The following is a 25,893-nucleotide window of genomic DNA, read 5'->3' on the forward strand; positions in this document are numbered from 1 at the left end:
TTTTATCTTTATTTTTGATTAGGCGCACTATTCCGACCGGGGTAATTTTGACTAAATTGAGTTCAAATTTTAACGACGGGGTGAACTTAAGGAACGAATAAAATTAAGAATTTCTCGATCACGGGGTTTAAATCTTAAGGCGGTTAATGCTGAAGTCCTAGCTTGTTGATATTGCTTCATTTTAGCTAGAATTTGAGCTTTTAAGATCCACAATTGAGGATTTTCTGAATTTAAAGCTAAAGCCTTTTCAGCAGAATTTAACGCTTGAGAATAAAGTTGTAATTTTAATAAGATTTCGCCCCGTAGCTGCCAAACTTTTTCTTGTTGGTGATCTAATTTTAACCCTTGGTCAAAAGATAGAATTGCTTCCTCATAATTCTGTAATTGATAATAAGCCATTCCTCGATTTGTCCAAGCTTCAACGAAATCTGGTTTTAAATTTACAACTTGCTCATAGGATTTAATCGCCTGTTCATATTGTTTTAAATGGTTCATCAATAGATTTCCCCGCAGATACCAAATTTGATAATCATCGGGTTTAATTTTAATGGCAATATTCCAGGCTGATAACGCATCTTCATACTGTTGTAATTTAATTAAAATCTTCCCTTTTTCTCGCCAAGCCAAATAAAAATCGGGCTGAAGTTGTGTCGTCCGAGAATAAGCTTCAATTGCTTCTGAATACTGCTTTAATTGTGCTAAAGTATTCCCCCGTCCGTACCACGCGGGATAAAAATTAGACTGAATTTTGAGGGCTTGATCAAAGGCATTTAACGCCTGATGCCATTGTTCTAATCTATAGAATTGATTTCCCCGGTTTGACCACTCTAAGGCCGTTAATTCTCCCCCTAATTCAGGGGCTTTTAAAACTTGATTAATTGATTGTAATTCCGTTGCTTTTAGGGGTGAAGGCGGTTGACGAGTGATGTTTAAATTTAACCCAATTCCTGATTGTAAAAACTTCTGAATTGGAATTCCCGCACTATATCCTAAAGTAACACGGGAAACTAATCCTAATTCAGGATTTTCAAAGATTTGTCCTTCGGATTTTCCATGAATTCCAATCACCCGACCCTCAGTATCTAAAATCGGTGAGCCACTCATTCCCACTTGTGTGCGATTCGTATAAAATAAATCATATCCTCTGGTAAAGGGTTCTTTAATTAAGGTAGCTTTTTCCGCTTCACTCATTAATACTCCGGCTGTAAATAGTCGTCTGCGGTCAGCAAGCGGTAATTTAGAATCCGGCCATCCTGAAATAAAAATATATTGAGCTTTCCGCTCATAATCATAATCCGCTAGATGGGCGATCGCATAAATTTTATCACTGGTAAAAGACAAAATCGCTAAATCAATTCCCGGTAATTTAATCACTTGATTATAATCAATCGGATACTGTTCTCCATCAACGGTGATAACGGTATATTCATCAGGCGTTTTAACAACATGATTTGCAGTTAATACAGAATAAGTAGTGTTATTTTTAGCAATAATCACTCCCGACCCTGGATTTACCCCTTCAATTAATACTGTAATCGGTTGACTAATACGGTTGATTTCTTGAGCGGTTAATGCTATTATTTTAGAATTAAAAATTAAAACAAATATCAAGCTCGTGATTGTAAAAAACCCTAGTTTAAAAAACCGATAAACGATGAATTGAAAACCCATTTTTGCTCCCCCTAATTTCTTCTGAATGATGACTGCTTATTACTTCTAGTAACTTCCGATTCATCCGGTTCCGGTTTCTCATTCCCCTAAAACTGGAAAGAGTTTCCTGGCTAAAATTGCTATAAACTGAAACAAGGGATTTTTACCCTAAATTTTGGTGTCCCAATGCACAAAGCGTGATTATGCTTGCGAAACGAATTTTGCCTTGTTTGGATGTTAAAGCGGGTCGAGTGGTGAAGGGGGTGAATTTTGTTGATTTGAAAGATGCTGGTGATCCCGTGGAACTCGCAGCGGCTTATAACGATGCAGGCGCCGATGAATTAGTCTTTTTGGATATTACGGCGACCCATGAAGACCGAGATATTATTTTTGATGTGGTCTATCGCACCGCCGAACAAGTGTTTATTCCCTTAACCGTCGGGGGGGGAATTCAAAACTTAGAAATGATTAAAAATTTGTTAAGAGCCGGGGCGGATAAAGTCAGTATTAATTCGGCGGCGGTTCGTGATCCTGACTTAATTAATCGAGCCAGCGATCGTTTTGGGGTACAGTGTATTGTGGTAGCAATTGATGCTCGTCGTCGCACGGATCCCGATAATCCCGGTTGGGATGTTTATGTCCGAGGCGGTCGGGAAAATACCGGAATTGATGCTCTCAAATGGGCTGAAGAAGTCACCCAACGCGGCGCCGGGGAACTGTTGGTTACGAGTATGGATGCGGATGGAACCCAGGCGGGATATGACTTAGAATTAACTCGGAAAATTGCTGAATCTGTGGAAATTCCCGTAATTGCATCGGGGGGTGCAGGTACTTGTCATCATATCTATGAAGCGTTAACGGAAGGTAAAGCCGAAGCAGCTTTATTGGCTTCCTTATTACATTATGGTCAATTACGGATGGAAGAAATTAAAACCTATTTAGCAGAACATCACGTTCCTGTCCGACAACCGGAGAAACCGGGTTTCTAATTCAAGTTAATGGTATTTAATCGAGATTTGCTGAGAAACCCGGTTTCTGGGGCGATCGCAAAAACTCAAGAAACCGGGTTTCTAATTCAATTAATGGCATCAAATCCAGATATTTTCAGAAACCCGGTTTCTGGGATTACTAACTCAATCGCAGTCTTCGCTTCTGTCCATCCTAAATTGCTATAATAACAATCAGCCCAAAAATCTCAATATTAAGATAATGTCTACTTATAGCGAGGTACTGAGTCAGGCTCAAAATCTCACTCCTGACGAGCAACAAAAACTTTTAGAAGTATTGTCAGCATTGATGCGCGATCGGGTAACAACCCAGACTCAGGGTAGCCGTGAAAGATTACCCGGAAAAAATTTAAAGAGATGGCGCGGTTTTTTGCCGGATCGTGTCGATGCTTTGGAATTCCAGTTGCAAATTCGAGAAGAATGGGATGATTAATAAATATCTTCTCGATACCAACATCTTGATTTACTACTTTAATGATGGGTCAGAAGTTCAGCCTATATTTGATGAAATTGAAGTGGGAGATGCAGAGGCATTTTACTGTCCGATTAGTTGGGTGGAGTTACTTTGTTACCCGGCATTGACGGAAGAAGAAGCGAATGAGATGCGAGAATTTTTGAGGCTTCTTAACTGCGTATCATTGACAGAATCAGTTTTAGATCGTGCAGCCCAAATTCGTCGAGATTATCGCTTGAAACTAGGTGATGGTGTAATTGCAGCCTGTGCTTTAGTTGAAGGATGTGTTTTGGTAACTCGTAATGCTAAGGATTTTAAGCGCGTTAATGGGTTAACTATATTAAATCCATTTGATTAGGTAAAAAAAGGGGCGATCGCAAAAACTCAAGCAACCGGGTTTCTAATTCAATAATTGCATCAAATCCAGATAGTTTCAGAAACCCGGTTTCTGTTTCCCTCGTTCCCAGGCTGGAGTCTGGGAATGCTATGATTGAGGCTCTGCCTGTATTATTTATTAGTGGGTGAGCCACCGTTTTAGGATTTATAGGTAGAACCTAGAAACGAGGGAACAAGGGATTTAGAAATAATGTTAAAATCAAATTGTTACTTAACCGCTAAAATAGAATGAATTCACTAACAGAAGTTGAAGTGGCTATTCAAAAATTATCTGCTATTGAAGTCCGTCAACTGGCAGAATGGTTACAAACTTATCTGCATACTGAAGGGAATACAGAACACGAAGAAGAAACTGAGCAAACGGTAACTTGTGTTCAAAATCAACAAAATGCTTGGGATGTCTTAGAATCAATAATGGGAACTGTTGAAGCTCCTCCAGATTGGTCAATCAATCATGATCATTACCTATATGGAACAGCAAAACGTTACCCAGATAATTCTCAATGAGCAATTCCCGTTTACTACTAGATACGGTTTTTATTCAAGCTGGTTTTAGAGCTTTATTGTTAGAAAATCCTTAATAAAAAAGTTCAGATATTTTCAGAAACCCGGTTTCTGTGGGGCGATCGCAAAAACTCAAGAAACCGGGTTTCTAATTAAATTAATTGCATCAAATCCAGATATTGTGAGAAACCCGGTTTCTAAGATTAGGCGGCGATCGCTTCTTCGTAAACCATAAAAGTCTTTTTCGTCGCGCCACAAATCGGACAAGACCAATCATCAGGAATGGCTTCAAAAGGTGTTCCTGGGGCGATTCCAGAATCAGGATCACCCATAACCGGATCATAAATCATAGAACATTGACGACAAATCCATTTTTGAGTTTGAGGATCGGAACTTGCCGATTTTGGGGTCGGTGCGACTCCATCTAAAGCGTTCAGGGCTTCAGTATATTGGTTGGCGTGATGATGTTCAATGGGCGTTAAAAAGCCAAAGTTAGAAGCAGCTTTGCGGAAAATTCCGGCGTGTTCACGAGATTCGGCTTCCTGTTCTTTGAATTCTGCTACAGCCTTGTCATCGCGGTCAGTAACGGCTTGGGCGGTGAATTCGGGGTACATTGTGGTGTATTCGTAGGTTTCCCCTTCAATCGCCAACTCTAAACACCGGGCTGCAATTTTTTTCTTTTCTTCGTCGGATAAAGCATCGGGGTCAGTCACGACTAATTCAGGATGCAGAAGCCGGAAATGGGCAAAAGCGTGCTCTGTTTCTTGGTTTGCGGTTTCCCGAAACAGTTTGGACAAATCCCCCATCCCTAATTTTTTGGTGACTTCTGCGAAAAACAGATATTTGCGGTTCGCCATTGATTCACCACCAAAGGCTGCTTCCAGGTTTTTGACGGTTTGTTTGTTGGATAAGTCCATCGTGTCTCCTCTTTTTGAACTTGTTATATCTAAGAATAATTCTTAGTTTTGAGTTTGTCAAGAGCTTGAATGAGAATAATGTAAAGTTGGGTAACTTAAAATAAACGTTATGATATGTAACACTAGATTCAAGCGAATGTCATACCCAGTTATGGAAGGTCACAATAGAACGGCTGAGATTAGTCAACAGATGAAAGAGAAGGGCTTACGCATTACGCCGCAACGGTTTGCGGTTTATGCTAATCTCTTGTCCCGTTGCGATCATCCTACGGTGGATGATATTCTCACGGATATTAATCGGGAAATTCCTATTGCCTCAAAAGCCAGTGTATATAGTGCTTTGAGCGTTTTACGCGAAGTGGGATTAGTGCGGGAGGTGCTTCTGGATGAAGGCGTAACTCGCTATGATGCCAAGGTTGAACCCCATCACCATTTTGTCTGTGAAGGCTGCGGTCAAATTAAAGATTTAGCCTGGGATGTGTTCAAAAATTTACAGCTTAACCCCTTACCATCAGGGTTTCAGGTGAATGCTTATGAGATTACCGTTAAAGGGTGTTGTGATCGCTGTAATTTAGACCGGGTACAAGAGCAAAATCCGTAAAATTACACAAAGCAACATCAGAGAACATTTTGAGGCGATCTGTACTTTTACAGAATCCGTTGTACTCGCATTCTGTTCCGAACACCTGTTAGAATAGAAGAAATGTTACGAAACGTAACTTATGCTGATTCCTATTCTAATAATTGATGTCGCCCTCGTTGCTTGGTCATTACACCTGATGAAACAAGCCGTCGAGTGCAAAGAATTTTCCTTTATGCTGGCTGGTATTTTAGTCGCCTTATCAGCCGCTGCTATGGGGGTTGTGTATTTCCTGATGGGCTCTTGCATTGACCACATTGCCCAAATGTCTCAACACGCTTATTCTTACTTTTAGTGGAAATTTGGAGTGTCCCAGACACCCTTGTCTGACACTCCAAAAAAATTTTTGTAAACCCCTTGACAAACCATCGGATTAACGACTATATTGGAATACTGCAAGGGGTTATAGCTCAGTTGGTAGAGCACCGCAATGGCATTGCGGGGGTCAGGAGTTCGAGTCTCCTTAGCTCCATATTCTATAGTTTACATTTGTAGAGATATTCATATTTATGACGAATATAGTCCAGAAATGGATTAATGGTTAACGGGGAACCTGTGACCTGTTCAATTAACTCTTGGGTTGTAAACTTACGACCGTGTTGATAAATATTGTGTTGTAACCAGTCTAACAGTCGCTTCACGTTTCCCCGTTCAATTTCAAAGGGAATTTCAGGATCGTTATGAACAACTTTATCATAAATTTGAGCCGCGATTAAATTTCCTAATGTATAACTTTGAAACATTCCGCCAATCAATCCAACATACCAATGTACATCCTGTAAAACTCCCTCGACATCTGTTGTGGGAATAACACCTAAATCCTGTCTATATCGTTCATTCCACGCTTGAGGTAAATCAGAAATTGCTAATTTTCCTTCTAACATCGCTAACTCTAAATCGAAGCGAATCATGATGTGTAAATTATAGGTAACTTCATCCGCATCCGTCCGAATTAAAGAAGGTGTCACTTTATTAATGGCTTGATAAAATTGCTGGGTGGTAACTTGTCCTAACTGTCGCATGAATACCCCTTGTAACCGAGGATAAAACCATTCCCAAAACCCACGACTACGACCAATAATATTTTCCCATAAACGCGCTTGGCTTTCATGCAAACTAGAGGAGGCACCCCCCGCTAAAGGTGTCCCTTCTAACTCTGGAGAAATTCTCTGTTCATAGAGAGCATGACCGGTTTCATGAATGGTACTAAATAATGCTTGTTCGAGATGGTGTTCATAAACACGAGTGGTAATTCGGACATCATCAATGGAGAACTTTGTCATAAAGGGATGGAGAGTTTTATCTTGTCGTCCCCGTTGTAAGTCATAACCCAAACAGTGAATGACTCCGATAGTAAATTTTAATTGTTCTTTAGAAGAAAAATTTTGATATAAATAAGAGTCATCTAAAAGAGAAGAGTTTGCAATTGTCTCGACGATGGGAACTAACTGTTGACGCAAAGGTTCAAACAGCGATCGCACCGTCGCCACCGTTATTCCCTCATCCTGTAAGTCAATTAAGGGATCGGCAATATGGTCATACCCTGGAAAACACCGAGCATATTCCTGGCTTAATTCTAAGGTTGTTTGTAAATAAGGCTGAACAATGGCAAAACTTTCGGCTTCCCGTGCTTTTCCCCAAGCATTATAGGTGGCTGATTGATGTTGAGAAATCTCGGCCATGAGTTGCGAGGGAACCCGCACCGCCCGATCATAATCTCGACGGGTGACACGAATTAAACTGGCTTCTAGGGAATTATAGGGAAGATGAGTTTCTTCGGTTCGTAAGTCTTCTAATAGTTCTCCCAAAACTGGATCAATCAATTTTTCATGGGCGAGACGGCGTAAGGTTGCCATTTGTCGCCCTCTGGCGATCGCACCACCAGGAGGCATATAGGTTGCTTGATCCCAATGCAATAGGGAAATGGCTGCTTTAATATCGTTAATTTCCGTGAGGCGATTAAGCAGTTGTGTGAATTTAGGGTTTGGGGACAGGAAAGCGGACATGAGGAAACCGATCAATCGGATGTTGTGATTTAAGAACAGCTTAATCGATGTTGGACAGATGTTGATCAATCCGTGTAATTGTTTTAGTTAAGAGGGAACAGGGAACAGGGAATTACGAATTACGAATTACGAATTACGAATGGGCAATAGGGAACAGGGAAATGGGGAAATTAAAATTAACCTTGGTATCAAAATTTTTTAAACTTTACAAGAATATACGGATAAACGCTCATTAAAATGAACATTCAAGGTTTTAATTGAGCCTGATTTGATGTAGAATTTAAGCGGCTTATTCAATACTGTCATCGATAATATGTCATCAACACCTTCTATAGATGCTTCTAATTCCGTTTCTTCTACAACTGAAACGATTGAAACGACTCGTTTCCTCTTGACATTATGGGCCATGAGTTGTAAAGATGGCGAAGTCAAAAAAAGTGAATTGACCAGTAAAGTTAAGCAAAAACGCAAAGGCAAAAAGGTCGGTGTTTCTCAAAGTCTTTACGACGAACTACAAGCGGCGGATATCATCAAAATTTATAAGCGAAATCAAACGCCTATGGTATCGATTACCGATACTGGAAAACAACAGTTAATTGCGGCGTTAACAAATCCTGACTTTGTGTTTGATGCAACGGTTGTGGCGTCTCGGTTAGCCAATGGGTTAGTTGAGTTAATTCGAGAATTTTATCAAGGGGGAATTCCCGCGACATCGGTTAAACAAGCTGTTATTGCTTCTTATGAGGAGTTTAAAGCGATCGCCCTTCAGGTGTATGATCAATTAAATAAAGATTATAACTATGATAACTTAGTTCCGATTTATCGCATTCGACGGACGATTGGGGATCAAGTTACTCGTTCACAGTTCAATGAATGGATGTTAGAAATGCAGGCTAATGATATTTTTCAATTCATGGAAGGTAGCGTAGAAGATAGCGCACCAGACAAAATTGAAGATTCTATCAGCATAGAACTGGTTGGCTTACGTTGTTATGCTAAACGGTTATAAAGCTTTTCTAATTATTCCTTATTCACCCATTATTTTTGGTTAAATCATGAATACTTCTGAGTTTAGTAACATTGACGCGCTGATTCAGCAATATAACCCGTTTGCTGGACATACAGTGGTTAGAAATTCTCAAGTTTGGGGCAAAAGTTTACCTGATGTCCCCTCCATTAATGCTCATGTTTCTGATACGGTTTTTGATGTTATTAATAAAATCAATCAAAACTCTATGCAAACGGTAGGGATTACAGTTTTTGGTGAAAAAGGATTAGGTAAAACTCAAGTGCTTAGTCGCATTCGCCATCATTATAAACAAACGGATCAAGTCTTGTTTATTTATATGGGAGACTATGGAGAAAAACTCTCTAAAATCAAAAGCAAATTTCTGGAAACCCTAACTTCTAGTTTAAGAGCTTATGGTCAATATGAAGGCATCATGCAATGGCAAGAAATAGCGGCTCATTTAATTAATGAAGCGAAAGGATGGAACTATACCGCAGAACAATATATTCAAAGATTTCCTGATTGGTTAAATAAACATTCAACTAAGGCTGTAGATCATTTTACCGACTTAATTTTTCCCAAACAAAATCAAATCATTGAAAATCCCTATATAGTCAGAGCTATTTTATGGACACTTTCTCGTCCCCATGCTATCTATGCAACCTATTGGTTATCGGGGATGGAATTGGCAGAAAGACAAGCTCAAGATATGGGATTACCCAACTTCAAAACTGGTGAAAAAGAAGTAGAATCTTTTAAGACAACTTGCCAAATTCTGAATTTAGTGAGTCAATATAAAATTCCGCTTATCTGTTTTGATGAACTTGATGCTCCTTATGTTGATGAGTTAACGGGTTTTTCCTTAGTCCAAATCACTGCAAGTTTGGCTAAAGATTTATTCAACAATATTAAGCGAGGTTTGTTTTTTCTAGCAATGTATAAAAGCACTTGGGCACAAGTTACATCTTTGCCCCAAGCAGAAGCCCTTATTCATAGAATTGCGAGTTATCCTCAATTGGGACAACCTATTTTTTTAAACTATTTAAAGCCAGATGATATCATCGCATTAGTATCTCAATGGTTAAAGGAATTTTACGCCCAGCATCAAGTTGTTCCTCCTCATCCTTTATATCCATTTACGGAAGCTCAACTGATAGAATTCGGTAAGAACAGACCAACGACTAGAGAAGTCTTGGGTTGGTGTGCTTCCCAGTGGAGAAAAGATTCTCCAGCTAACCTAGATGTCGTTAAACCTGCTTTTGAAAACGAACTCGCAGAAATTAAACAGAAGATTACTGACCTTTTAGAAGACAGTGATCAACTTGCGGAAACCTTAGCTTTTAGTTTTGAACGAATCATCGGAAAAACGATTGAAAATGTCAAAATTGAAAGTATCCAAAGATTTAAACAGACAAACTGTTATCTTCATTTCAAAATCAATGGAATAGAAAAGGGTCAACCTGTTAAAATTGGATTAGCTGTGATTCAGCAATCAGGAGGACGTGCTGTTCAAGCTATTCTTAAACAACTTGGAGATTATCAAAGATTTGATTTAACGCGAGGGTGTTTAGTTCGATCTAAAACAATTAGTCCTAATGCCAGATTAGCGCACAAATATCTCAACGAACTTCAAAACGAAAAAGGTGGAGAATGGGTTCGTATCCCAGAGGAAGATATTAAACCTTTATTAGCCATATACGCAGTTTACAAAAATCAAGAAAGTTATGGGTTAAAACCCGAACAAATTTTTGATTTTATCGAAAAATCAGAATTAGTTGTTAAAAATCCGATTATTTGTGAAATTCTGAGTGACCCTTCCGGTCAAGCACCTGATGGTTTAATTGATGAAGATATCCCCATTAGTATTCCTCAAGTTACCTCTGGTTTAGACAGTGACTTGACCTATAACTTTTTAGATTGACAGAACTGCAATTTCATCGGAAAAATTCAGTTTTTCTCGACTGTGTTTTGAGTCGTGGGGTTGGATTGTTTTCTGACAATCTCCTCTGGTATCAAAATATTTTAACTTTCCCTAAATGTACGGATTGATGCTCGTTAAACTGAATATCTCAGCTTTTAATTATTCCCGATTTGATGTAAAATTTAATCAGCTTATTCAAGACGGTCATCGATAATATGTCATCAACACCTTCTATAGATACTTCTAATGCTGTTGCTTCTACCACTGAGGTAACAAACAAAACTCGCTTTCTGTTAACCTTATGGGCCATGAGTTGTAGCAATGGTGAGGTTAAAAAAAGTGAATTGAACAGTAAACTTAAACAAAAGCGTCAGGGAACAAACTTTGGCGTTTCTCAAAGTCTTTACGAAGAATTACAAGCCACAGATGCGATCAAAATTTATAAGCGAAATCAAACGTTAATGGTGTCTCTGACGGATACCGGAAAACAAATGTTAATCGCGGCGTTAACCAATTCTGATTTTGCTTTTGATACAACGATTATCGCCTCTCGGTTAGGGAATGGATTAATTAAGTTAATTCGAGAATTGAATCAAAGGGGAATTCCCACTACATCGGTTAAGCAACCTGTTATTGCTTCTTATGAAGAGTTTAAAGCGATCGCCCTTCAGGTGTATGATCAATTAAATAAAGATTATAACTTAAATGATTTAGTCCCAATTTATCGCATCCGACGCACTATCGGTGAGCAGGTTAGCCGTTCACAATTCAACGAATGGGTGTTAGAAATGCAAGCTAACGATATTTTACAACTTATGGCAGGAGAAATGCCCGATATAACACCGGATAAACGGGAAGACTCCATTACATTACCCAGTGGTGGTTTTCGCTACTACATCCAACGTTTAGATTCTGAAAACTAAAACAGATTTTTTTTTGTTTCCACCCTCACACCTAAATATCATGACTAATTCTTCAGTTTCTCCACTTAACGAAATTCATGCAGCCATTAAAAGTAAGAACCCTTTTAAGAATGCTGGTATTGTTCAAGAACAAAATATCTGGGGTGAAGGGTTTCCTGATTTAACATCATTAAACAAAAAAGCGTCAGATACAGTTTTTAAAGCCCTTGAACAAGTTAAAAATAGTAAAACCAGTCATGAAAAAGTAGTAACACTGGTTTGGACAGCTTCGCAAGGAGTCGGAAAAACTCACAACTTAAAACGCATTCGGAAACATCTTGAACAAGAAGGCGGAGGATTATTTGTTTATGGTAATGCCAATAAATATACTGATCTTAATTTAATTCAATATCAATTTCAACAAACTTTAGCGAATAGTTTGGCTTATCCCGGTAGCCAAGGCGTATCACAGTGGCAAGAAGTGGCAGCAGCAATGGCAAATGAAGCTCTTAAAGCAATTGATCCGAATGCGGCTATCACTTCTCCTCCTCAACTGGTTAACCTATTTGATCAAGTTTATACCAATTGGTTAAATGAGGGTAAAAATTTAATGACTAAACTGAGTCAAAAAGTTTTGCAATCTAAACGTCAAGCCGATCCCTATTTTGTCCGTGCGATTTTATGGACACTTTCTCAAGATTATTCACCTTTAGCCATTAAATGGTTAGCGGGAGATGCTCTGGATCAAACAACGGCCGATTATTTAGGGCTTCCTTCCAACTTCAATAAAACCAATCAAGAGCGAGAATCTTATGCTTTTGATTCTATATTGAAGATTCTTAACTTAGTGAGTCATTATAACTCAGTTATTATTTGTTTTGATGAACTTGAATCATTTAAAGTTAATGATGCGGGGTTTACAACCTCTCAAGTGATGGCGCAATTAGTTCACAATCTTTATAACTCTTTGATGCAATCGGAATTAGGTCAAGGCATTATTATTCTGACAGTAGTTTTACCTGATATTTGGAAAAGTACAATCATGATGATGCCTAATAGCATTGTAGAAAGGATGTCAAAATATACTAATAAAAAACCGATCAACTTAGATCCTCTAAACAGTAATTCTATTCTGGATTTAGTAGCTTTATGGCTACAAGAGGAATTATACAAACCTCTACATTTAACTCCTCCTCATCCGGTCTACCCGTTTGATGAAAATCAGCTAAGAGATTTCGGTAAAGAAAAACCTTCTGTTAGAGAAGTTTTAGCTTGGTGTGCAGAACATTTTGATGTTGATGATCCCTTACCTGATAATCCTGCAGAAAGATTCAAACTAGCTTTAGAACAAACCAGTCAATCTATCCCTGAAAATTATTTAGAGGATAATAATTTTATCGCTGAGGTTTTGGCTTTAGCCTTTAAAACTTTGAAAGGTGAATGTTTAGAAGGAGAAACTTCAAGCGGAGAAAAACTTAATTCCGTCGTAATTCAAGATATTGCTGAAGTAGAACCTAAAGCTACAAATCAAGGTTGGATCAATTTTAAATTAATAGGTCAAGAACAGGATAAACCGTTTAAAATCGGCGTTGCAGTCATTCAACAACTACACGGAATTTCTGTGGGTGCAGGAATTAAACGATTAAGTGATTATAAAACCTATGATCTAAGTCGTGGCTGTTTAGTTCGTTCCCAAGATCGAAAAATAAAAAAACAATGGGACTCCTATAATGTTATTAATCAAATGATTGAACAGCAAGGAGGAGAATGGGTTGATTTAAGCGGTGAAAATTTAAAACCTTTGATTAATATATATTCTGTTTTTCAAGAAAAAACCAACTATCGATTAAGCGAAGAAGAAGTCTTAGAATTTTCTCAAGAGTTAACAAAAAACAACTCATTGCTACTAGAAATTTTAAGTAAACCATCTGGTCATATCAAACCCGATAATGGTGATGATATAGAACTGCTTAAAGCCCTTACTGAACATAATAAACCGAATCTTCAACCTGATAAACTGAATCCTGAAAATGGCGGTAAAGTTATAACTACTGACATTACGAATGGTGATGATAAAGCCTTGGTTAATGCTTTTACTGAACATAATAAACTGAATCCTGAAAATAGTGGTAAAGTTATAACTACTGACATTACGAATGGTGATGATCAAGCCCTGGTTAATGCCTTTACTGAACAGAATAAACCGAATCCTCCATCTGAGGAAACGAATCCTAAAAAAGAAAAAAATATTGCATTTCTTTTCAACGGTTCTAAATATGAAGTCAGTTCTTGGAAAGAATTACTAATTACCGTTTGTAATTTAATGAAAAGTTATCATGCAACCGAATTTGATAAAGTTCTTAACCTCAAAGGTCGTGAACGTTATTACTTTAGTAATGATCCGAGTCACTTAAAAAGATCAGAGCAAATTCAAGGAACTGATATTTATGTAGAGATTAACTTAAGTTCCGAGAAAATCAAGAAAAATGTTAAAAATATTATTGCTTTATTTGGCTATCCAGAAGATAGCATTTCGTTTGAAATTAAAGGAGAAAATTAATCAATCATGGCTCTCATGAATCAGCTACCTATAGCAACAGCTTTCTGTTTACCTGCACCTGATATTGAAGCCTTAAACCAAGGTCGAAATATCTTAGTAATGCCTCGAATATTTATGAACCCAGGGCGACTATTTGCCCTTTATCCGACGGATATTGAATTTAATTCCTTACCGTTAGAACAATATTATCGTCCGGGTTTTATTCCCATAGCTAAACAGAGTATTGCAGAACTCAATCAAAATAAAGTTAAAATCAAAGTTTGGGCTAAATGTGAACTTTGCCAAACCTTGGATAAACCAGAGGAGTTAGAAACCTTATCAAAATTAACCGTTTGGACAGCCGAAGGGTTACACAAAACCCTAGAACAACGAGGTCATATTTTTCTGGCTTATTTTCGAGTTTATCGACTTCCCCAACCCCTAGAAATTGCTCCCGTTTCTAGTAGTCGGTTTATTTCCCTTCCGGCTACTATAACTGTTGATGAAAGTCAAGCCATTCTTGATTCTAATCAATTTGAAAATCTCTATCGAAAAATTCTCAATCGTCAACCGCCTGAACATCCCGAATTAGAAGAATTAGAAACTGCGATCGCTCAATTCAAAACTAACTCTTCATCTCAGGAAGAACAACTCGGCTTAAACCTTTTAAAAGCCAACATTCATCAATTCTTAGGCTGGAAAACTTCAAAACCTGCAAATTTAACCGATGATTCTAGCTTGAATTGGATTAATGAAATAGCAGCATTAGGAAACCGAAGCAAAGAACTAGATGAAGGTAAAAGTAACTATCAAGCCGGAACAGACTTTGAAAATATTGTCAAACAAAGCTTAGAATTTTTAGGTTTTACTATAGACTATGCTCATAAAGGAGGTGCAGGTGGATTAGACTTATTTTGTTCACAACCCTATCCCTTAGTAGGAGAATGTAAAGCTGGGAGAAAAATCCCCAATGATACCGCAGTTCAACTCTTAAATTTAGGAACACTGCGTTTAAATGATGAAAAACTGCTCAAAGACACCACTAAATTAATTATAGGCCCTGGTGAACCTACTCAACAACTGAACAAGGCAGCAAAAGTACATGGTATGGCAATTATTAATCCTGAAACATTAGAAAAACTGGTTAAACTCCAAGCTCAATATCCCGGTTCAGTTGACTTAATTGAACTCAAAAACTATTTACAAAAAGGTCAAATGGATGATAACATAGATGAATATATTAAAATGGTGGTTAATCGTTTAAAATTGCGATCGCATATTATTCAAGTCGTTAAAAAATATCTGAATAATGCTCAAGTCAGCGAAGCAACCGTTTCAGGAATTCATGGAAGTTATTGTGCTAATCCGCCTCAACCCCTATCAGAACGGGAACTTTATGAAATCCTGCTCGAACTGTCTTCCCCTCTAGCGGGATATTTCGGACGAAAAAAAGCCGAAGACTGGCGAAATGATCGCTTTTACTTCCTCAGAGAACTCATAGTAGACCAAACCTGATGTTTTGATTAAAATTTGTAAAGCAGTTTGACGTCAAATTTATTGACATAACCATGAACTACGCCAGAACATCAAACAACTTCCCGATTAACGTTGATTTCCTCCCCCCTGACGTCATACCCTTTACTGGAAAAATCGGCATGACCTACGCACCGGGAAAATCCCATCAAGGAATGCACGTACTCTGGGATCGCAGCTTATATCAAGACCTAGACCGTCTGCGCTATTTCTATCACACCGATGTTTTGGTATCCCTCATTGAACCCCACGAATTTCATAAAGTCCAAATTCCCACCCTGTTCCCCGAAGCCGAAGCCAGAGGAATGGAAACCATTTGGTTCCCCATTCCCGACCTCAAAGTTCCCACTTCAATGCAAGGCGTCATTAACCTCATCCCCCAAATTCTCAACCGAGCTAAAGCAGGTAAAACCGTTGTTGTTCACTGTATGGGGGGATTTGGACGCACGGGAACCATTGTATCTTGCTGTTTAGTGACGTTAGGTTATACTCCAGAAAATGCGATCGCCATTGTCCGCCATACCCGTGAATATTGCGTTGAAACCACCGAACAAGAAGAATATGTCAGCCTATTTTCCCAAGCGTGGAATCAGTTATCAGTAGAGACGTGCCATGGCGCGTCTGTACCAGTTATCAGTTATCAGTAAATAACTGAGGTTTTAGCAACGATGCTACACGCTAATTTCTGGGCTTTTTGTAACCCTAAATCTACTCTCACTCTGCATCGACTTTACCGCGCATCATTTTTAAGTGCGATCGCTTGGTTTTACTATCCATCCGCTTTCTTTGGGAACTGCGAGTGGGTTTACTGGGTTTGCGGGGTTTAGGAATAGCGATCGCACTTTTAATTAAGGTTTGAAGTCGTTGTAATGCTTCTTCTCGGTTCTGTTCTTGGGTGCGGTGTTCTTGAGCTTTAATCACGATCACGCCATCTTTAGTAATGCGTTGATCATTAATCTTTAATAACCGCTCTTTATAATGTTCAGGTAATGAAGAAGCAATAATATTAAAGCGCAGATGAATTGCACTAGCAACTTTATTAACATTTTGTCCCCCCGCACCCTGAGAACGAACGGCACTCATTTCAATTTCATTCTCTGGGATGCTCACCATCTTAGAAATTTCTAGCATAGTTTATGAATAATTTTATAATAATATAGTCGCAACGTAGGTTGACAGAACGTTGTGTAACTTGTAACTCCTTAAGGTATAATCACACATCTAGAACAATTGTACAAAAAGCTCTTGAGATGTCGATAAACTCTTATCTTGCTGCTCTAAATGCTTTATGCTTGCCCCGAAGAAGGAGCGAAGAGCTTGTTGCAGTTTCTTTATTTTCAGGTGGGGGAGGATTAGATCTAGGCTTATCACTAGCAGGATTTGATTTCAGATATGCAAATGACGAAGTTAAATATTATTGCGACACCATTGCTTATAATTTCCCACATTGTATAACGGAAACTAAAGATGTTAGAGATTTAAAGGGACAAGAAGTTAGAGGACTTATAAAAGCTGAAAAGATAAGTCTTCTTGCAGGTGGCCCCCCTTGTCAATCTTTTAGCATTCTAGGCAAGAGAGGTTCTTTTTCAGATTTTCGAGGGCAGCTTGTCTTTGAATACATTCGTATCATTAATGAATTGGAACCCGAAGCTTTTGTATTTGAAAATGTGCCAGGGTTATTAACTCTTAACAAGGGTGAAGACTGGGAAAAGCTTTACTATCATTTTAAGATGGAAACTGGATATCAAACTTATACAGATATTTTGAATGCTGCTAACTATGGAGTACCACAAGTAAGGAAGAGGCTTTTTGTAGTAGGCTTTCGTCAACCTACTAAATTTGAATTTCCGCATCCAAGATATGGTGATCCATTGAATTCAAATTTACTTAATCAGCATCTTCAACATTGGATACCTGCAAAGCTAGCATTAGAAGGTATTGATGGTCTATCTAATCACGATATTCGTATTCATGGTGATCGGGTTCGTAGCCGATACGAGAAAGTTCCACCTGGTGGAAGAGACAAAGTAGACCATACAGACAGAATTGATCCTGAAAAACCTTCGGGAACAGTATTAGTTGGTTCTAAAGCTGGTGGTGGTAGACCTCATATTCATCCCTATATTCCTCGACATATTACTGTTAGAGAGGCTGCACGTCTTCAATCATTTCCAGATTGGTACAAGTTTTTAGGAACATCGACAGCACAATATAGACAGGTTGGTAATGCAGTTCCTCCCTTACTTGCTCTTGCTATAGGGGAATCTATTCGATATACACTGCAAAGCCTTAGTAAGAAGGAGTTAATGGTTTGACACTTCCTTATCCTGGATATTCTTGGTCTTTTAATCACCACATGGGAAGGGTGAACTCAAGAGAAGTTTTTGCGCTTCTTGAGTCAGCCTATCGTTTTAGGCAATATCCCAACTATAGATCACTGATTAATCAAGCTTTAGTCAGTGAGGGAATTTTTACTCCCAATGTTAGAGCAGATTCCGGTCAAATAGATGCTTGGCGTGATTATCAACAAATTCTTCCTGATTTAGGTCTGATCTATTCAACAAGATACATTAAACAGCCACAATTAACAACAATTGGATTAATGTATATTGATGGTACAATTGGCTACTCTGAACTTTTTTCTACTCAAGTTCTTGCTTATCAATACCCAAATGGGCATAAAACAGATATATCTCCTGCGGTAAGGGAGGAGTTATCACAAGCAGGAATAAGCATTCCAATAAATCGAATGGAACTGGATATTAATTCAGGTATTCTTATAAAGCCTGGAGTGCTTATTCTCCAAGTTTTAGTTGAACTTTACCAGCAAGGTTATCCTCCAACTCTAAATACCCGTGAGTGTCTTCTATCACTTGTACCTACCATCCGTAATAGCGATTGGCAGGAGGCTTATACGAGGTTATTGCAAATAAGACAGACAGGTGACACATCTGATGCAGATAAGCGAAGATTTCGAGATGTTCAAGAGTGGTTTCAATTTTTAGGACAAAGTGACTTTGTAGTAAAAGATGGTAATAGAATTTCGTTGTCCTCTACAGCTTTAGCTGAAATTGAGCAACTTCAAACTATTCTGGATTTCCATACTGATCCTGCTACTTTTTGGATACCACCAAGTTCATTGGAGCGTGAAAATGCTTTAGCATGGTACAGTTTCTTTGGTAGCCCAAGTGTGGAATCTCAGTGGATAACACCAGATGAGTTGCGTAACCAAGAATACCTCTCAAATAACTACCCTGATCATGAATTACTTGATGAAATTGATAGCCCACCTGTAGCTATTGATATACCAGAAATTAATCTCAGACCTTTTTCACTAAGTATTCCTGAAGTTATTGATGTCAATATTGAAGTTGATGTTGACAGAATCGTTCAAGGTAGGATGCGTCTGCGCGATAAAACACGTCAGCACCAAGAAATTGTTGTGCGGCTTGCAACAAGGTTGATAGAACTCTCATACAATATAGCAGATGATCCAAACTCAGTTGATTTACTTGCTGAGAAGAATGGCTTTGAAACTATTTTTGAGATTAAAACGATTAATCGTCGCAACTTTCAACCCCGCATTCGTTTAGGTGTAGGGCAACTCTTAGAGTATCGATATAGACGGCAACTTCAAACCCAGGTAAGACCAAACTCTATTTTAGTTCTTAGTAATACTCTTCAGCTTCCCCCATGGACACCAAATTACTTCTCATCTGAGGTAAATATTGGGCTCCTATGTTCGGCAGCAGATTCATTCTTAGCATTGACTGATGGAGCAGTTGAACTTGAAATTCAAAATACAAATTGAGGGCATTGCTCTTAAATCTTACACTGATAACTGAGTCAGGGCGGGAGAACCCCGCCCCTACGGATTAGACAACATGGCTGAATTCTAAACGTTGTTCTTGAACTAAATCTCGATAGAGATGTTCTAATTGGGTAATATTTTGACTGAGAGTATAACGTTCTAAAACCCGTTGACGGGCTTTTTGACCCACAATGGGAATCATTTCCGGGTGATCTCGTAATAATGGTAATAGGGTTCGCAGTTGGGATGTTACCCCCTGAGTCTTCATAATAATTCCAGCACCGCCTTCCATGACTTCCCCATCGGCCCCCGCATCCGTCGCCACACAAGCCGTCCCACAGGACATTGCCTCTAATAACGAGATTGATAAGCCTTCCACCATCGACGGTAACACAAACACATCCGCCCCTCGCAGAATTTCAATCCGTCGGTCTTCATCTCCCACGAACCCAAACCAGATAATCCCCTCTTCTCCGTTATAAGAGGCTTGTAACGAAGCTTCCATCGGCCCATCACCCACGATGACTAATAAACAACCTGGCCCCATTTCCGACTTTTTCCAAGCCTTTAGCAACGACTCAACGTTTTTTTCCGTCGCTAAACGACCTTGATACACAAATACCCGGTCTGCACCCAATTCTTCCTTAAACCGGGATGGCCCCGGAGAATATTTCTCCACATCTACACCATTGGGAATCACAGCAACCCGGTGTTTTGGGACTCCCAAACGGTTGAGCATTTCCCGTTGGACTTGGGAAAAGACAATCACACGGTCATAGTTTGCCAAAAACGGCGCGTAGATTTGATAGGTTAAATGTTGGGTTCCTGACTTAATATTGCGTAATTTATGGTCAAAGGGAGTGTGAAACGTCGCCACCAAAGGGATATTCAGTTCTGCACAAATTTCAGGTAAAACGAAATCTAACGGCGAAAGGGTCAGGGACGCATGAACGAGATCGGGTTTCAACCGTTGTAGAGACTCCGTTAGGACTTTGCTGGAACTGAGGGTGGGAATGGTATAAACTTGGGATTTATACAGACAAGGCAAAGACACCTCCTGAGTCATGGGAAAAGGTGTCACCTTACTATTTTTGTCCCCTGTAGAAATTTTCCAACTGCCATTTTCCAGTTGCCATTCTGGGGTGCGGTCATTCGTTGCTTCTTGGGCAAAGTGCAGAAAGCTGACGCGATGGCCCCGGTCTAACAGGGCGTTCGTGATTTCCCTAGAATAAGTAACGTTACCGCAAAAGGGTGATTTTTTTCCAAGCCAAGCAATGTGCATTCAAGTGATTTGGAATTTCTTAAAATTTGTTTGTTGAGCATGACTTTACCACGATTACTGCGTTCTGTCCTCAAATTAGTGGAACTCATCAGATGACTCACGTTATTTGGGCAAGTTGACATCGGAATGTAGGCGGTGGAGTCACCGAGTGGGGGAGAGAGGAAATTGAAGACAATTAAATTTTAGATGTACAATAGCTTATTCAATTTATTGTAACGATAGAAGAACCTAAAAATATAAGTTTTGGGATTCATCGGTTTACAGGGGATGTTTTTAACTTTACAAAAATATGGCAGACAAACAAAAAGATATTTGGGATAAAGCCGCAGTGATTGCTAATCTCGTTTCTGCTGCGATTATTGCGGGTATTGGCATGGTGATTAATAGTTACCAACAGCAACAAAATTTAATGATTCAAGAGCAAAGGGCGATGATTGAACAAGTTCAAAATCAAGCCAGAAATCAACAAGTTAATGCTCAATTAGTAGAAGCTTTAATTGATGAATTGTCGGATAATAATACACAAAATAATTTGCGACAAGATATTGCTTTAAGTGCTTTATATAATACTTTAAAAGATCAAAATAAAGCCTTGATAACAGATATTACAGAGCGAATTCTCGTCAATATGATGAGTTATAATGATCTGACGTTTCTTTATGCCTATGAAATTTTGAAGCAGGAAGCACCCGAACGGGCAAAACCGGTTTATAATAAAATGTTAAAGAAATTTCATCCGGTTTTAGTTTCAGGACAAGAAGTAAAACCAAATCCTGATTTAATGTATAAAATTTCTCAATTAAATAGTGAACATAATTTGCATTTTGTCTATATCCACTTTCAAAACGAACAATTGAGATCCGTTGCTAAAGCGTTACAAAATAGTTTAAATCAAATAGAAGAAAAATTATTAGCTCCTAGTATTAAATTAATGCCCGGAGAATATTCTCCTGAAATCCGCTATTTTTATGATGAAGATTTACCGACCGCGACCCAAGTTAAAGCCTTGGTGGAGAAACAATTGAGTAAACCCTTTATTCTCAAAAAGTTGGGAACAGAAGGAGAATTACCCCAAGGTCAAATTGAAATTTGGATTCCCAAATAAGCAGCTTTTCTAGGCTTTTCCCTCGGAATTTACAAGAAAAGAAAGAAAAACCCATCCTACTCAGTAAAATGGGTTTTCCTCAAGGGAATTATGAGTGAGTAATAGCGTATTCACTCATCGAATTTAGGGCTTGTTCTCCGGGTAAAATAATAACTTTCCCCTCAGAATCTAAGTCAACTAAGGCGCTATCTCCATCTTTAAGATTTCCGGCTAATAATGCTTCTGCTAAAGCATCTTCTAACAGATTCATAATCGCCCGACGTAACGGTCTTGCGCCATACTTGGGATCAAAACCAACATTAACTAAATGTTCCTTAAACCGTTCACTCACCGTTAAGGTAATCTCCCGTTCAGTTAACCGAGCTAAGAGTTCTCGCAATAAAATATCTGCAATTTCCTTAACTTCAGATTTCTGCAATTGACGGAAGACAATAATTTCATCCAAACGGTTGAGAAATTCAGGACGGAAATATTGTTTCAGTTCCTCATTCACTAAATTCCGAATGCGGTTATATTGTTGATCTTCTTCCGAAGCTGACCACTCAAATCCTAAACCGCCACCGCCTTTTTCAATCACCTTAGAACCCACATTAGAGGTCATAATAATTAAGGTATTTTTGAAACTGACAACGCGACCTTTAGCATCAGTTAATCGTCCATCTTCTAAGATTTGTAATAACAAATTGAAGACATCCGGGTGGGCTTTTTCAATTTCATCAAATAACACCACCGTATAGGGACGACGACGCACCGCTTCGGTTAATTGTCCGCCTTCATCATAACCGACAAACCCTGGGGGAGAACCGATTAATTTAGATACTGTATGTCGTTCCATATATTCCGACATATCTAAACGAATCATCGCTTCTTCTGACCCAAAGAAATAGGCAGCTAAGGCTTTGGTTAATTCCGTTTTTCCGACTCCTGTAGGGCCAGAAAAAATGAAACTGGCAATAGGTCGATTAGGATTTTTTAACCCCACACGAGCTCGACGAATGGCGCGAGAAACGGCATTGACGGCTTCATGCTGACCAATTAATCGTTGATGTAAAATATCTTCCAACTTCAATAATTTAACCGATTCAGATTCAGTTAATTTATTGACCGGAATTCCTGTCCAAGCCGCTAACACATCGGCGATATCTTCTTCGGTAACAATTAAAGACCCAGAAGCAGAATTGACTTTTTCACTGGGGGTTTCCAGTTTGTCTTTAATTTCTAATTCGCGATCGCGCAATTGGCTGGCTTTATCAAAATCTTGCACTTTCACCGCCGTTTCTTTTTCGGCAATAACTTTCGTTAATTCCCGTTTTAATTGACGCAATTCGGGGGGAACTTTAGAATTCATCACCCGAACTCGCGAGCCCGCTTCATCAATTAAATCAATGGCTTTATCGGGTAAAAAGCGATCGCTAATATAACGGTCGGATAAGGTCGCGGCGGCATATAAGGCTTGATCAGAAATCGTTAATTGATGGTGTTGTTCATAGGCGCGACGCAACCCAAACAAAATTTCAACGGTTTCTTCAACGGAGGGTTCACCCACCATCACGGGTTGAAACCGACGTTCTAAAGCGGCGTCCCGTTCAATATATTTGCGATATTCATCCAGGGTGGTTGCTCCCAAACATTGCAACTCACCCCGCGCTAATGCAGGTTTAAGCATATTAGAGGCATCCATTGTGCCTTCAATAGCCCCTGCACCGACTAGGGTATGCAGTTCATCAATGACTAAAATAATATTTCCGGCGGTGCGAATTTCCTCAACAATGGTTTTTAGTCGTTCTTCAAATTCTCCCCGGAACCGGGTTCCCGCCACTAAGGTTCCCATGCTTAAGCTGATCACTTGTTTATTTTCCAGCACATCGGGAACATCATTATTGACAATGCGTTGAGCCAAGCCTTCCGCAATGGCTGTTTTCCCAACACCGGGTTCCCCAACTAACACGGGGTTATTTTTCGTCCGACGTCCTAAAATTTGAATCACCCGCTCAATTTCCCGTTCCCGACCGATCATTGGATCGAGTTTACCTTCGGCGGCTAATTGGGTTAAGTTCGTGCCAAATTCATCTAAGGTGGCTGTTTTAGCGGAACCCCGACGACCGCTTCCTCCAGAGGTTACGGTTTCATCGCCTAATGCTTTAATGACTTCGGTACGGAGTTGAGAACGGTCAACGCCCAGATTTTCTAGGACTTTGGCGGCAACGCCTTCGTTATCCTGCAATAATCCTAATAAAATATGTTCTGGGCCAATATAGTTATTCCCCATTTGGCGAGCTTCTTTCATCGCCATTTCAAAGATGCGTTTCGCCCTAGGGGTAAAGGGAATTTCAACCGGGACAAAACCTGAACCCCGACCAATAATGGCTTCAACTTCTTTCTGTACGTCGCGCAGGACTAACCCTTGGGCTACCAGTATTTTAGCGGCAATATTGCTCCCTTCGCTCATCAAACCGACTAACAGTTGTTCGGTTCCCACAAAGTTATGTCCCAGGCGTCGCGCTTCTTCCTGAGATAACATCACCGCCTTAATTGCTTTATCAGAAAAATATTCAAACATTCTCTGTGCTCACTCCCGTATAACGTTTGCTTTTTATGGAGTTGTCATCCCTCTGGCGAGAGTGATGATAGGTTTTAAGATCCAGATGTAAACTTTTGTTTAGATACTATACCTAATTTATCGTTATCGGGTTGAAAGTGTAGTGAGGACAGCCGTAATTTTTGGACGGGGGGATGGGGGGACAAGGGGACGGGGGGACGGGGAGAGATGGGGGGAGATGAGGTAAGGGAGAAAAGATATTGTGTTAAGCTGATCAGAAATTTGGGATACAAATTAAATAGGACTGCTATAGGGAACTCCACCTCTAACCCTTATCTATTGCCTATTGCCTATTGCCTATTGCCTATTGCCTATTGCCTATTGCCTATTGCCTATTGCCTATTGCCTATTGCCTATTGCCTATTGCCTGTTCCCTCCCTATTATTTTTTTAAGTCTTCGGTAAAATCAACTCCTATGCCTTTGCCATACATACCATCGGGAACACCATCCCCATTTGAATCAAATAAGTTGGCTCCGACTTGAAAATAACATTGTAAAGTAACTTTTTCATCTTCTGAAACTAAAATATTAATATCACCGCCATAAGTGCCACATTCAAAACTCATGCGTTCGACTTTTTCACTATTTCGATTTAAAATAGCTTGAATTTTGGGATCATCGCTCGAAATTTTTACCCCAAATTGTTGTTCATAACCTGGTAAGGGAAGAATCCCTAATGGCAGTCCGGGTCGTTCTCCATTTTCTACTTTCGCTTCCCAACAACTCAAATAAACAACTTTCTCTTGGTCGGAATTAGAGTTTACTGATAACCCTAAGAGTTGAGGAGGTAAACAGTCCTTTTGATAACTTTGGGTTTTTTCTGAAAAGTTAGACTGTAAAATTTTCCAGAGGGTTTCACAAGATTCGGGTTCACAATTTCCGATAATTTTTCTTTCGGGTTCAGCTAAAGTGGGAAGACTTAAGATTAAACTGATTCCTCCGGTTATAAGAGATAGACTTAAACGTTTTGAGCCGTTGAATCTTTGCATTTTTGATGGAGTAATTCAAACAAAGAGGGAAGTATTAACTCCCCTATTTTATCAAGATTTTAACTTTTTTAACCTGGTTTTTAGATTAATTTCATAATTCTCATTTGAGATAATAACCAATTTGCCATCGTTGCTCGTCGGGTGTGTCGGGGAGTAAATTCTCCAATTTTATAACCTTTAAAACCCAATGTTTCCTTTAACATTTGTTTATTTTCAGCAGGGATAGAACGAGTTAATTTTATTGTTGCTGGACGACTTTCAATAAAATCAGGAGGTTCTGGATAGTCTTCTTTCCAATGAGGATCAGCATTTGTTCCATCCCATTGATCGGTTTCAGGATTATATTGATATCCTAAATAATACCAAACCAATTGATTAACCATTGTATCATCAATTTCTTCGTTGATAATTGCCCAAATGGTATCAGAAGTCAAGGGGGGAAGTTCAAGAAATTGAGCCATGATAAGACGGTTTGATTTTTAGACTGTAAGTTTAATCTATTGATATATTATTAGGATAGAGGGGCGATCGCAATTGTCTGGGTTAGTAGAGGGAAATTTTTGAACCCTAGATTGAGAAAATCCCTATTGCTGATGAAATAGGGATTGAGGTAGAACTTAGATATTTA

24 protein-coding genes and 1 tRNA gene are annotated in these 25,893 nt (G+C 39.1%); 17 read left to right on the forward strand and 8 right to left on the reverse strand.

The annotated features are described in order from the left end of the window. Positions 1-69: 69 nt before the first annotated feature. Positions 70-1,671 carry a serine protease gene (locus tag H6G57_RS22520; protein ID WP_190522682.1) on the reverse strand — a complete coding sequence of 534 codons (1,602 nt, stop codon included), beginning with the start codon at positions 1,669-1,671 and terminating at the stop codon, positions 70-72. A gap of 182 nt (positions 1,672-1,853) precedes the next feature. Here H6G57_RS22520 and hisF point away from each other — a divergent pair, with 182 nt between their 5' ends. The 5 genes from hisF to H6G57_RS22545 all read left to right on the forward strand — a co-directional run bounded on the left by hisF (position 1,854) and on the right by H6G57_RS22545 (position 4,014). Continuing rightward, positions 1,854-2,639, forward strand: a complete 786-nt coding sequence (hisF, locus tag H6G57_RS22525; protein ID WP_190522684.1) for an imidazole glycerol phosphate synthase subunit HisF — start codon at positions 1,854-1,856, stop codon at positions 2,637-2,639. Between the two features lie 9 nt (positions 2,640-2,648). After that, positions 2,649-2,825 carry a hypothetical protein gene (locus H6G57_RS22530; protein ID WP_190522686.1) on the forward strand — a complete coding sequence of 59 codons (177 nt, stop codon included), beginning with the start codon at positions 2,649-2,651 and terminating at the stop codon, positions 2,823-2,825. 34 nt (positions 2,826-2,859) lie between these two features. Beyond that, a complete protein-coding gene (locus H6G57_RS22535; RefSeq protein ID WP_190522688.1) occupies positions 2,860-3,090 on the forward strand; it encodes a hypothetical protein in 231 nt (76 codons plus the stop codon). Then, positions 3,083-3,469, forward strand: coding sequence for a type II toxin-antitoxin system VapC family toxin (locus tag H6G57_RS22540; RefSeq protein ID WP_190522690.1), 387 nt, complete (start codon positions 3,083-3,085; stop codon positions 3,467-3,469). Before H6G57_RS22535 ends, H6G57_RS22540 begins: the two co-directional genes overlap by 8 nt. A gap of 266 nt (positions 3,470-3,735) precedes the next feature. Continuing rightward, positions 3,736-4,014, forward strand: a complete 279-nt coding sequence (locus H6G57_RS22545; RefSeq protein WP_190522765.1) for a hypothetical protein — start codon at positions 3,736-3,738, stop codon at positions 4,012-4,014. Positions 4,015-4,214: 200 nt separating this feature from the next. Here the strand turns inward: H6G57_RS22545 and H6G57_RS29570 are convergent, their stop codons facing one another. Further along, on the reverse strand, positions 4,215-4,928 hold the full coding sequence (locus H6G57_RS29570) for a rubrerythrin family protein (protein WP_190522692.1): 714 nt from the start codon (positions 4,926-4,928) through the stop codon (positions 4,215-4,217). A gap of 136 nt (positions 4,929-5,064) precedes the next feature. On the opposite strand from H6G57_RS29570, the gene H6G57_RS22555 reads away from it, so the two are divergent. The 3 genes from H6G57_RS22555 to H6G57_RS22565 all read left to right on the forward strand — a co-directional run bounded on the left by H6G57_RS22555 (position 5,065) and on the right by H6G57_RS22565 (position 6,040). Beyond that, positions 5,065-5,529 carry a Fur family transcriptional regulator gene (locus H6G57_RS22555; protein ID WP_242049063.1) on the forward strand — a complete coding sequence of 155 codons (465 nt, stop codon included), beginning with the start codon at positions 5,065-5,067 and terminating at the stop codon, positions 5,527-5,529. Positions 5,530-5,650: 121 nt separating this feature from the next. Next, entirely contained in the window at positions 5,651-5,863 is a 213-nt protein-coding gene (locus tag H6G57_RS22560; protein ID WP_072717818.1) for a hypothetical protein, read from the forward strand. A 104-nt stretch (positions 5,864-5,967) separates the two neighbouring features. Further along, positions 5,968-6,040: transfer RNA gene (locus tag H6G57_RS22565), tRNA-Ala, on the forward strand. A gap of 4 nt (positions 6,041-6,044) precedes the next feature. Here the strand turns inward: H6G57_RS22565 and H6G57_RS22570 are convergent. Beyond that, on the reverse strand, positions 6,045-7,574 hold the full coding sequence (locus H6G57_RS22570) for a carboxypeptidase M32 (RefSeq protein WP_190522694.1): 1,530 nt from the start codon (positions 7,572-7,574) through the stop codon (positions 6,045-6,047). Between the two features lie 313 nt (positions 7,575-7,887). Here H6G57_RS22570 and H6G57_RS22575 point away from each other — a divergent pair, with 313 nt between their 5' ends. From H6G57_RS22575 to H6G57_RS22600, 6 genes are all read left to right on the forward strand, one after another. After that, positions 7,888-8,583, forward strand: a complete 696-nt coding sequence (locus tag H6G57_RS22575) for a hypothetical protein (RefSeq protein WP_190522696.1) — start codon at positions 7,888-7,890, stop codon at positions 8,581-8,583. Positions 8,584-8,629: 46 nt separating this feature from the next. Beyond that, positions 8,630-10,504 (forward strand): hypothetical protein, encoded by a 1,875-nt coding sequence (locus H6G57_RS22580; protein ID WP_190522698.1) that lies wholly within the window; start codon positions 8,630-8,632, stop codon positions 10,502-10,504. A 215-nt stretch (positions 10,505-10,719) separates the two neighbouring features. Then, positions 10,720-11,427, forward strand: a complete 708-nt coding sequence (locus H6G57_RS22585) for a hypothetical protein (RefSeq protein WP_199314423.1) — start codon at positions 10,720-10,722, stop codon at positions 11,425-11,427. A 40-nt stretch (positions 11,428-11,467) separates the two neighbouring features. Then, the gene (locus H6G57_RS22590) at positions 11,468-13,966 is read left to right on the forward strand and encodes an ATP-binding protein (protein ID WP_190522700.1); all 2,499 of its coding nucleotides are present in this window, start codon (positions 11,468-11,470) and stop codon (positions 13,964-13,966) included. Positions 13,967-13,981: 15 nt separating this feature from the next. Next, positions 13,982-15,460, forward strand: a complete 1,479-nt coding sequence (locus H6G57_RS22595; RefSeq protein WP_190522702.1) for a DUF1802 family protein — start codon at positions 13,982-13,984, stop codon at positions 15,458-15,460. Positions 15,461-15,513: 53 nt separating this feature from the next. Beyond that, positions 15,514-16,125 (forward strand): cyclin-dependent kinase inhibitor 3 family protein, encoded by a 612-nt coding sequence (locus tag H6G57_RS22600; RefSeq protein ID WP_190522704.1) that lies wholly within the window; start codon positions 15,514-15,516, stop codon positions 16,123-16,125. Between the two features lie 67 nt (positions 16,126-16,192). On the opposite strand, the gene arfB is transcribed toward H6G57_RS22600, so the two are convergent. Beyond that, positions 16,193-16,609 carry an alternative ribosome rescue aminoacyl-tRNA hydrolase ArfB gene (gene arfB / locus H6G57_RS22605; RefSeq protein WP_190522706.1) on the reverse strand — a complete coding sequence of 139 codons (417 nt, stop codon included), beginning with the start codon at positions 16,607-16,609 and terminating at the stop codon, positions 16,193-16,195. Between the two features lie 119 nt (positions 16,610-16,728). On the opposite strand from arfB, the gene H6G57_RS22610 reads away from it, so the two are divergent. Beyond that, positions 16,729-17,793, forward strand: coding sequence for a DNA cytosine methyltransferase (locus tag H6G57_RS22610; protein ID WP_190522707.1), 1,065 nt, complete (start codon positions 16,729-16,731; stop codon positions 17,791-17,793). After that, the gene (locus H6G57_RS22615) at positions 17,790-19,289 is read left to right on the forward strand and encodes a hypothetical protein (RefSeq protein ID WP_190522709.1); all 1,500 of its coding nucleotides are present in this window, start codon (positions 17,790-17,792) and stop codon (positions 19,287-19,289) included. The genes H6G57_RS22610 and H6G57_RS22615 overlap by 4 nt, the downstream gene beginning before the upstream one ends. A 64-nt stretch (positions 19,290-19,353) precedes the next feature. On the opposite strand, the gene H6G57_RS22620 is transcribed toward H6G57_RS22615, so the two are convergent. After that, the gene (locus tag H6G57_RS22620) at positions 19,354-20,571 is read right to left on the reverse strand and encodes a glycosyltransferase family 4 protein (RefSeq protein ID WP_190522711.1); all 1,218 of its coding nucleotides are present in this window, start codon (positions 20,569-20,571) and stop codon (positions 19,354-19,356) included. A gap of 289 nt (positions 20,572-20,860) precedes the next feature. Here H6G57_RS22620 and H6G57_RS22625 point away from each other — a divergent pair, with 289 nt between their 5' ends. After that, entirely contained in the window at positions 20,861-21,676 is an 816-nt protein-coding gene (locus tag H6G57_RS22625) for a hypothetical protein (RefSeq protein ID WP_190522713.1), read from the forward strand. An 88-nt stretch (positions 21,677-21,764) separates the two neighbouring features. Here the strand turns inward: H6G57_RS22625 and H6G57_RS22630 are convergent, their stop codons facing one another. From H6G57_RS22630 to H6G57_RS22640, 3 genes are all read right to left on the reverse strand, one after another. Beyond that, positions 21,765-24,236, reverse strand: a complete 2,472-nt coding sequence (locus H6G57_RS22630; protein ID WP_190522715.1) for an ATP-dependent Clp protease ATP-binding subunit — start codon at positions 24,234-24,236, stop codon at positions 21,765-21,767. 420 nt (positions 24,237-24,656) lie between these two features. Then, positions 24,657-25,265: a hypothetical protein gene (locus H6G57_RS22635; protein WP_190522717.1), complete on the reverse strand. Its 609-nt coding sequence runs from the start codon at positions 25,263-25,265 to the stop codon at positions 24,657-24,659. An 80-nt stretch (positions 25,266-25,345) separates the two neighbouring features. Then, positions 25,346-25,726 (reverse strand): DUF1823 family protein, encoded by a 381-nt coding sequence (locus tag H6G57_RS22640; protein ID WP_190522719.1) that lies wholly within the window; start codon positions 25,724-25,726, stop codon positions 25,346-25,348. Positions 25,727-25,893: the final 167 nt, after the last annotated feature.

This window comes from Planktothrix sp. FACHB-1365 (assembly GCF_014697575.1).
Lineage (GTDB): Bacteria > Cyanobacteriota > Cyanobacteriia > Cyanobacteriales > Microcoleaceae > Planktothrix.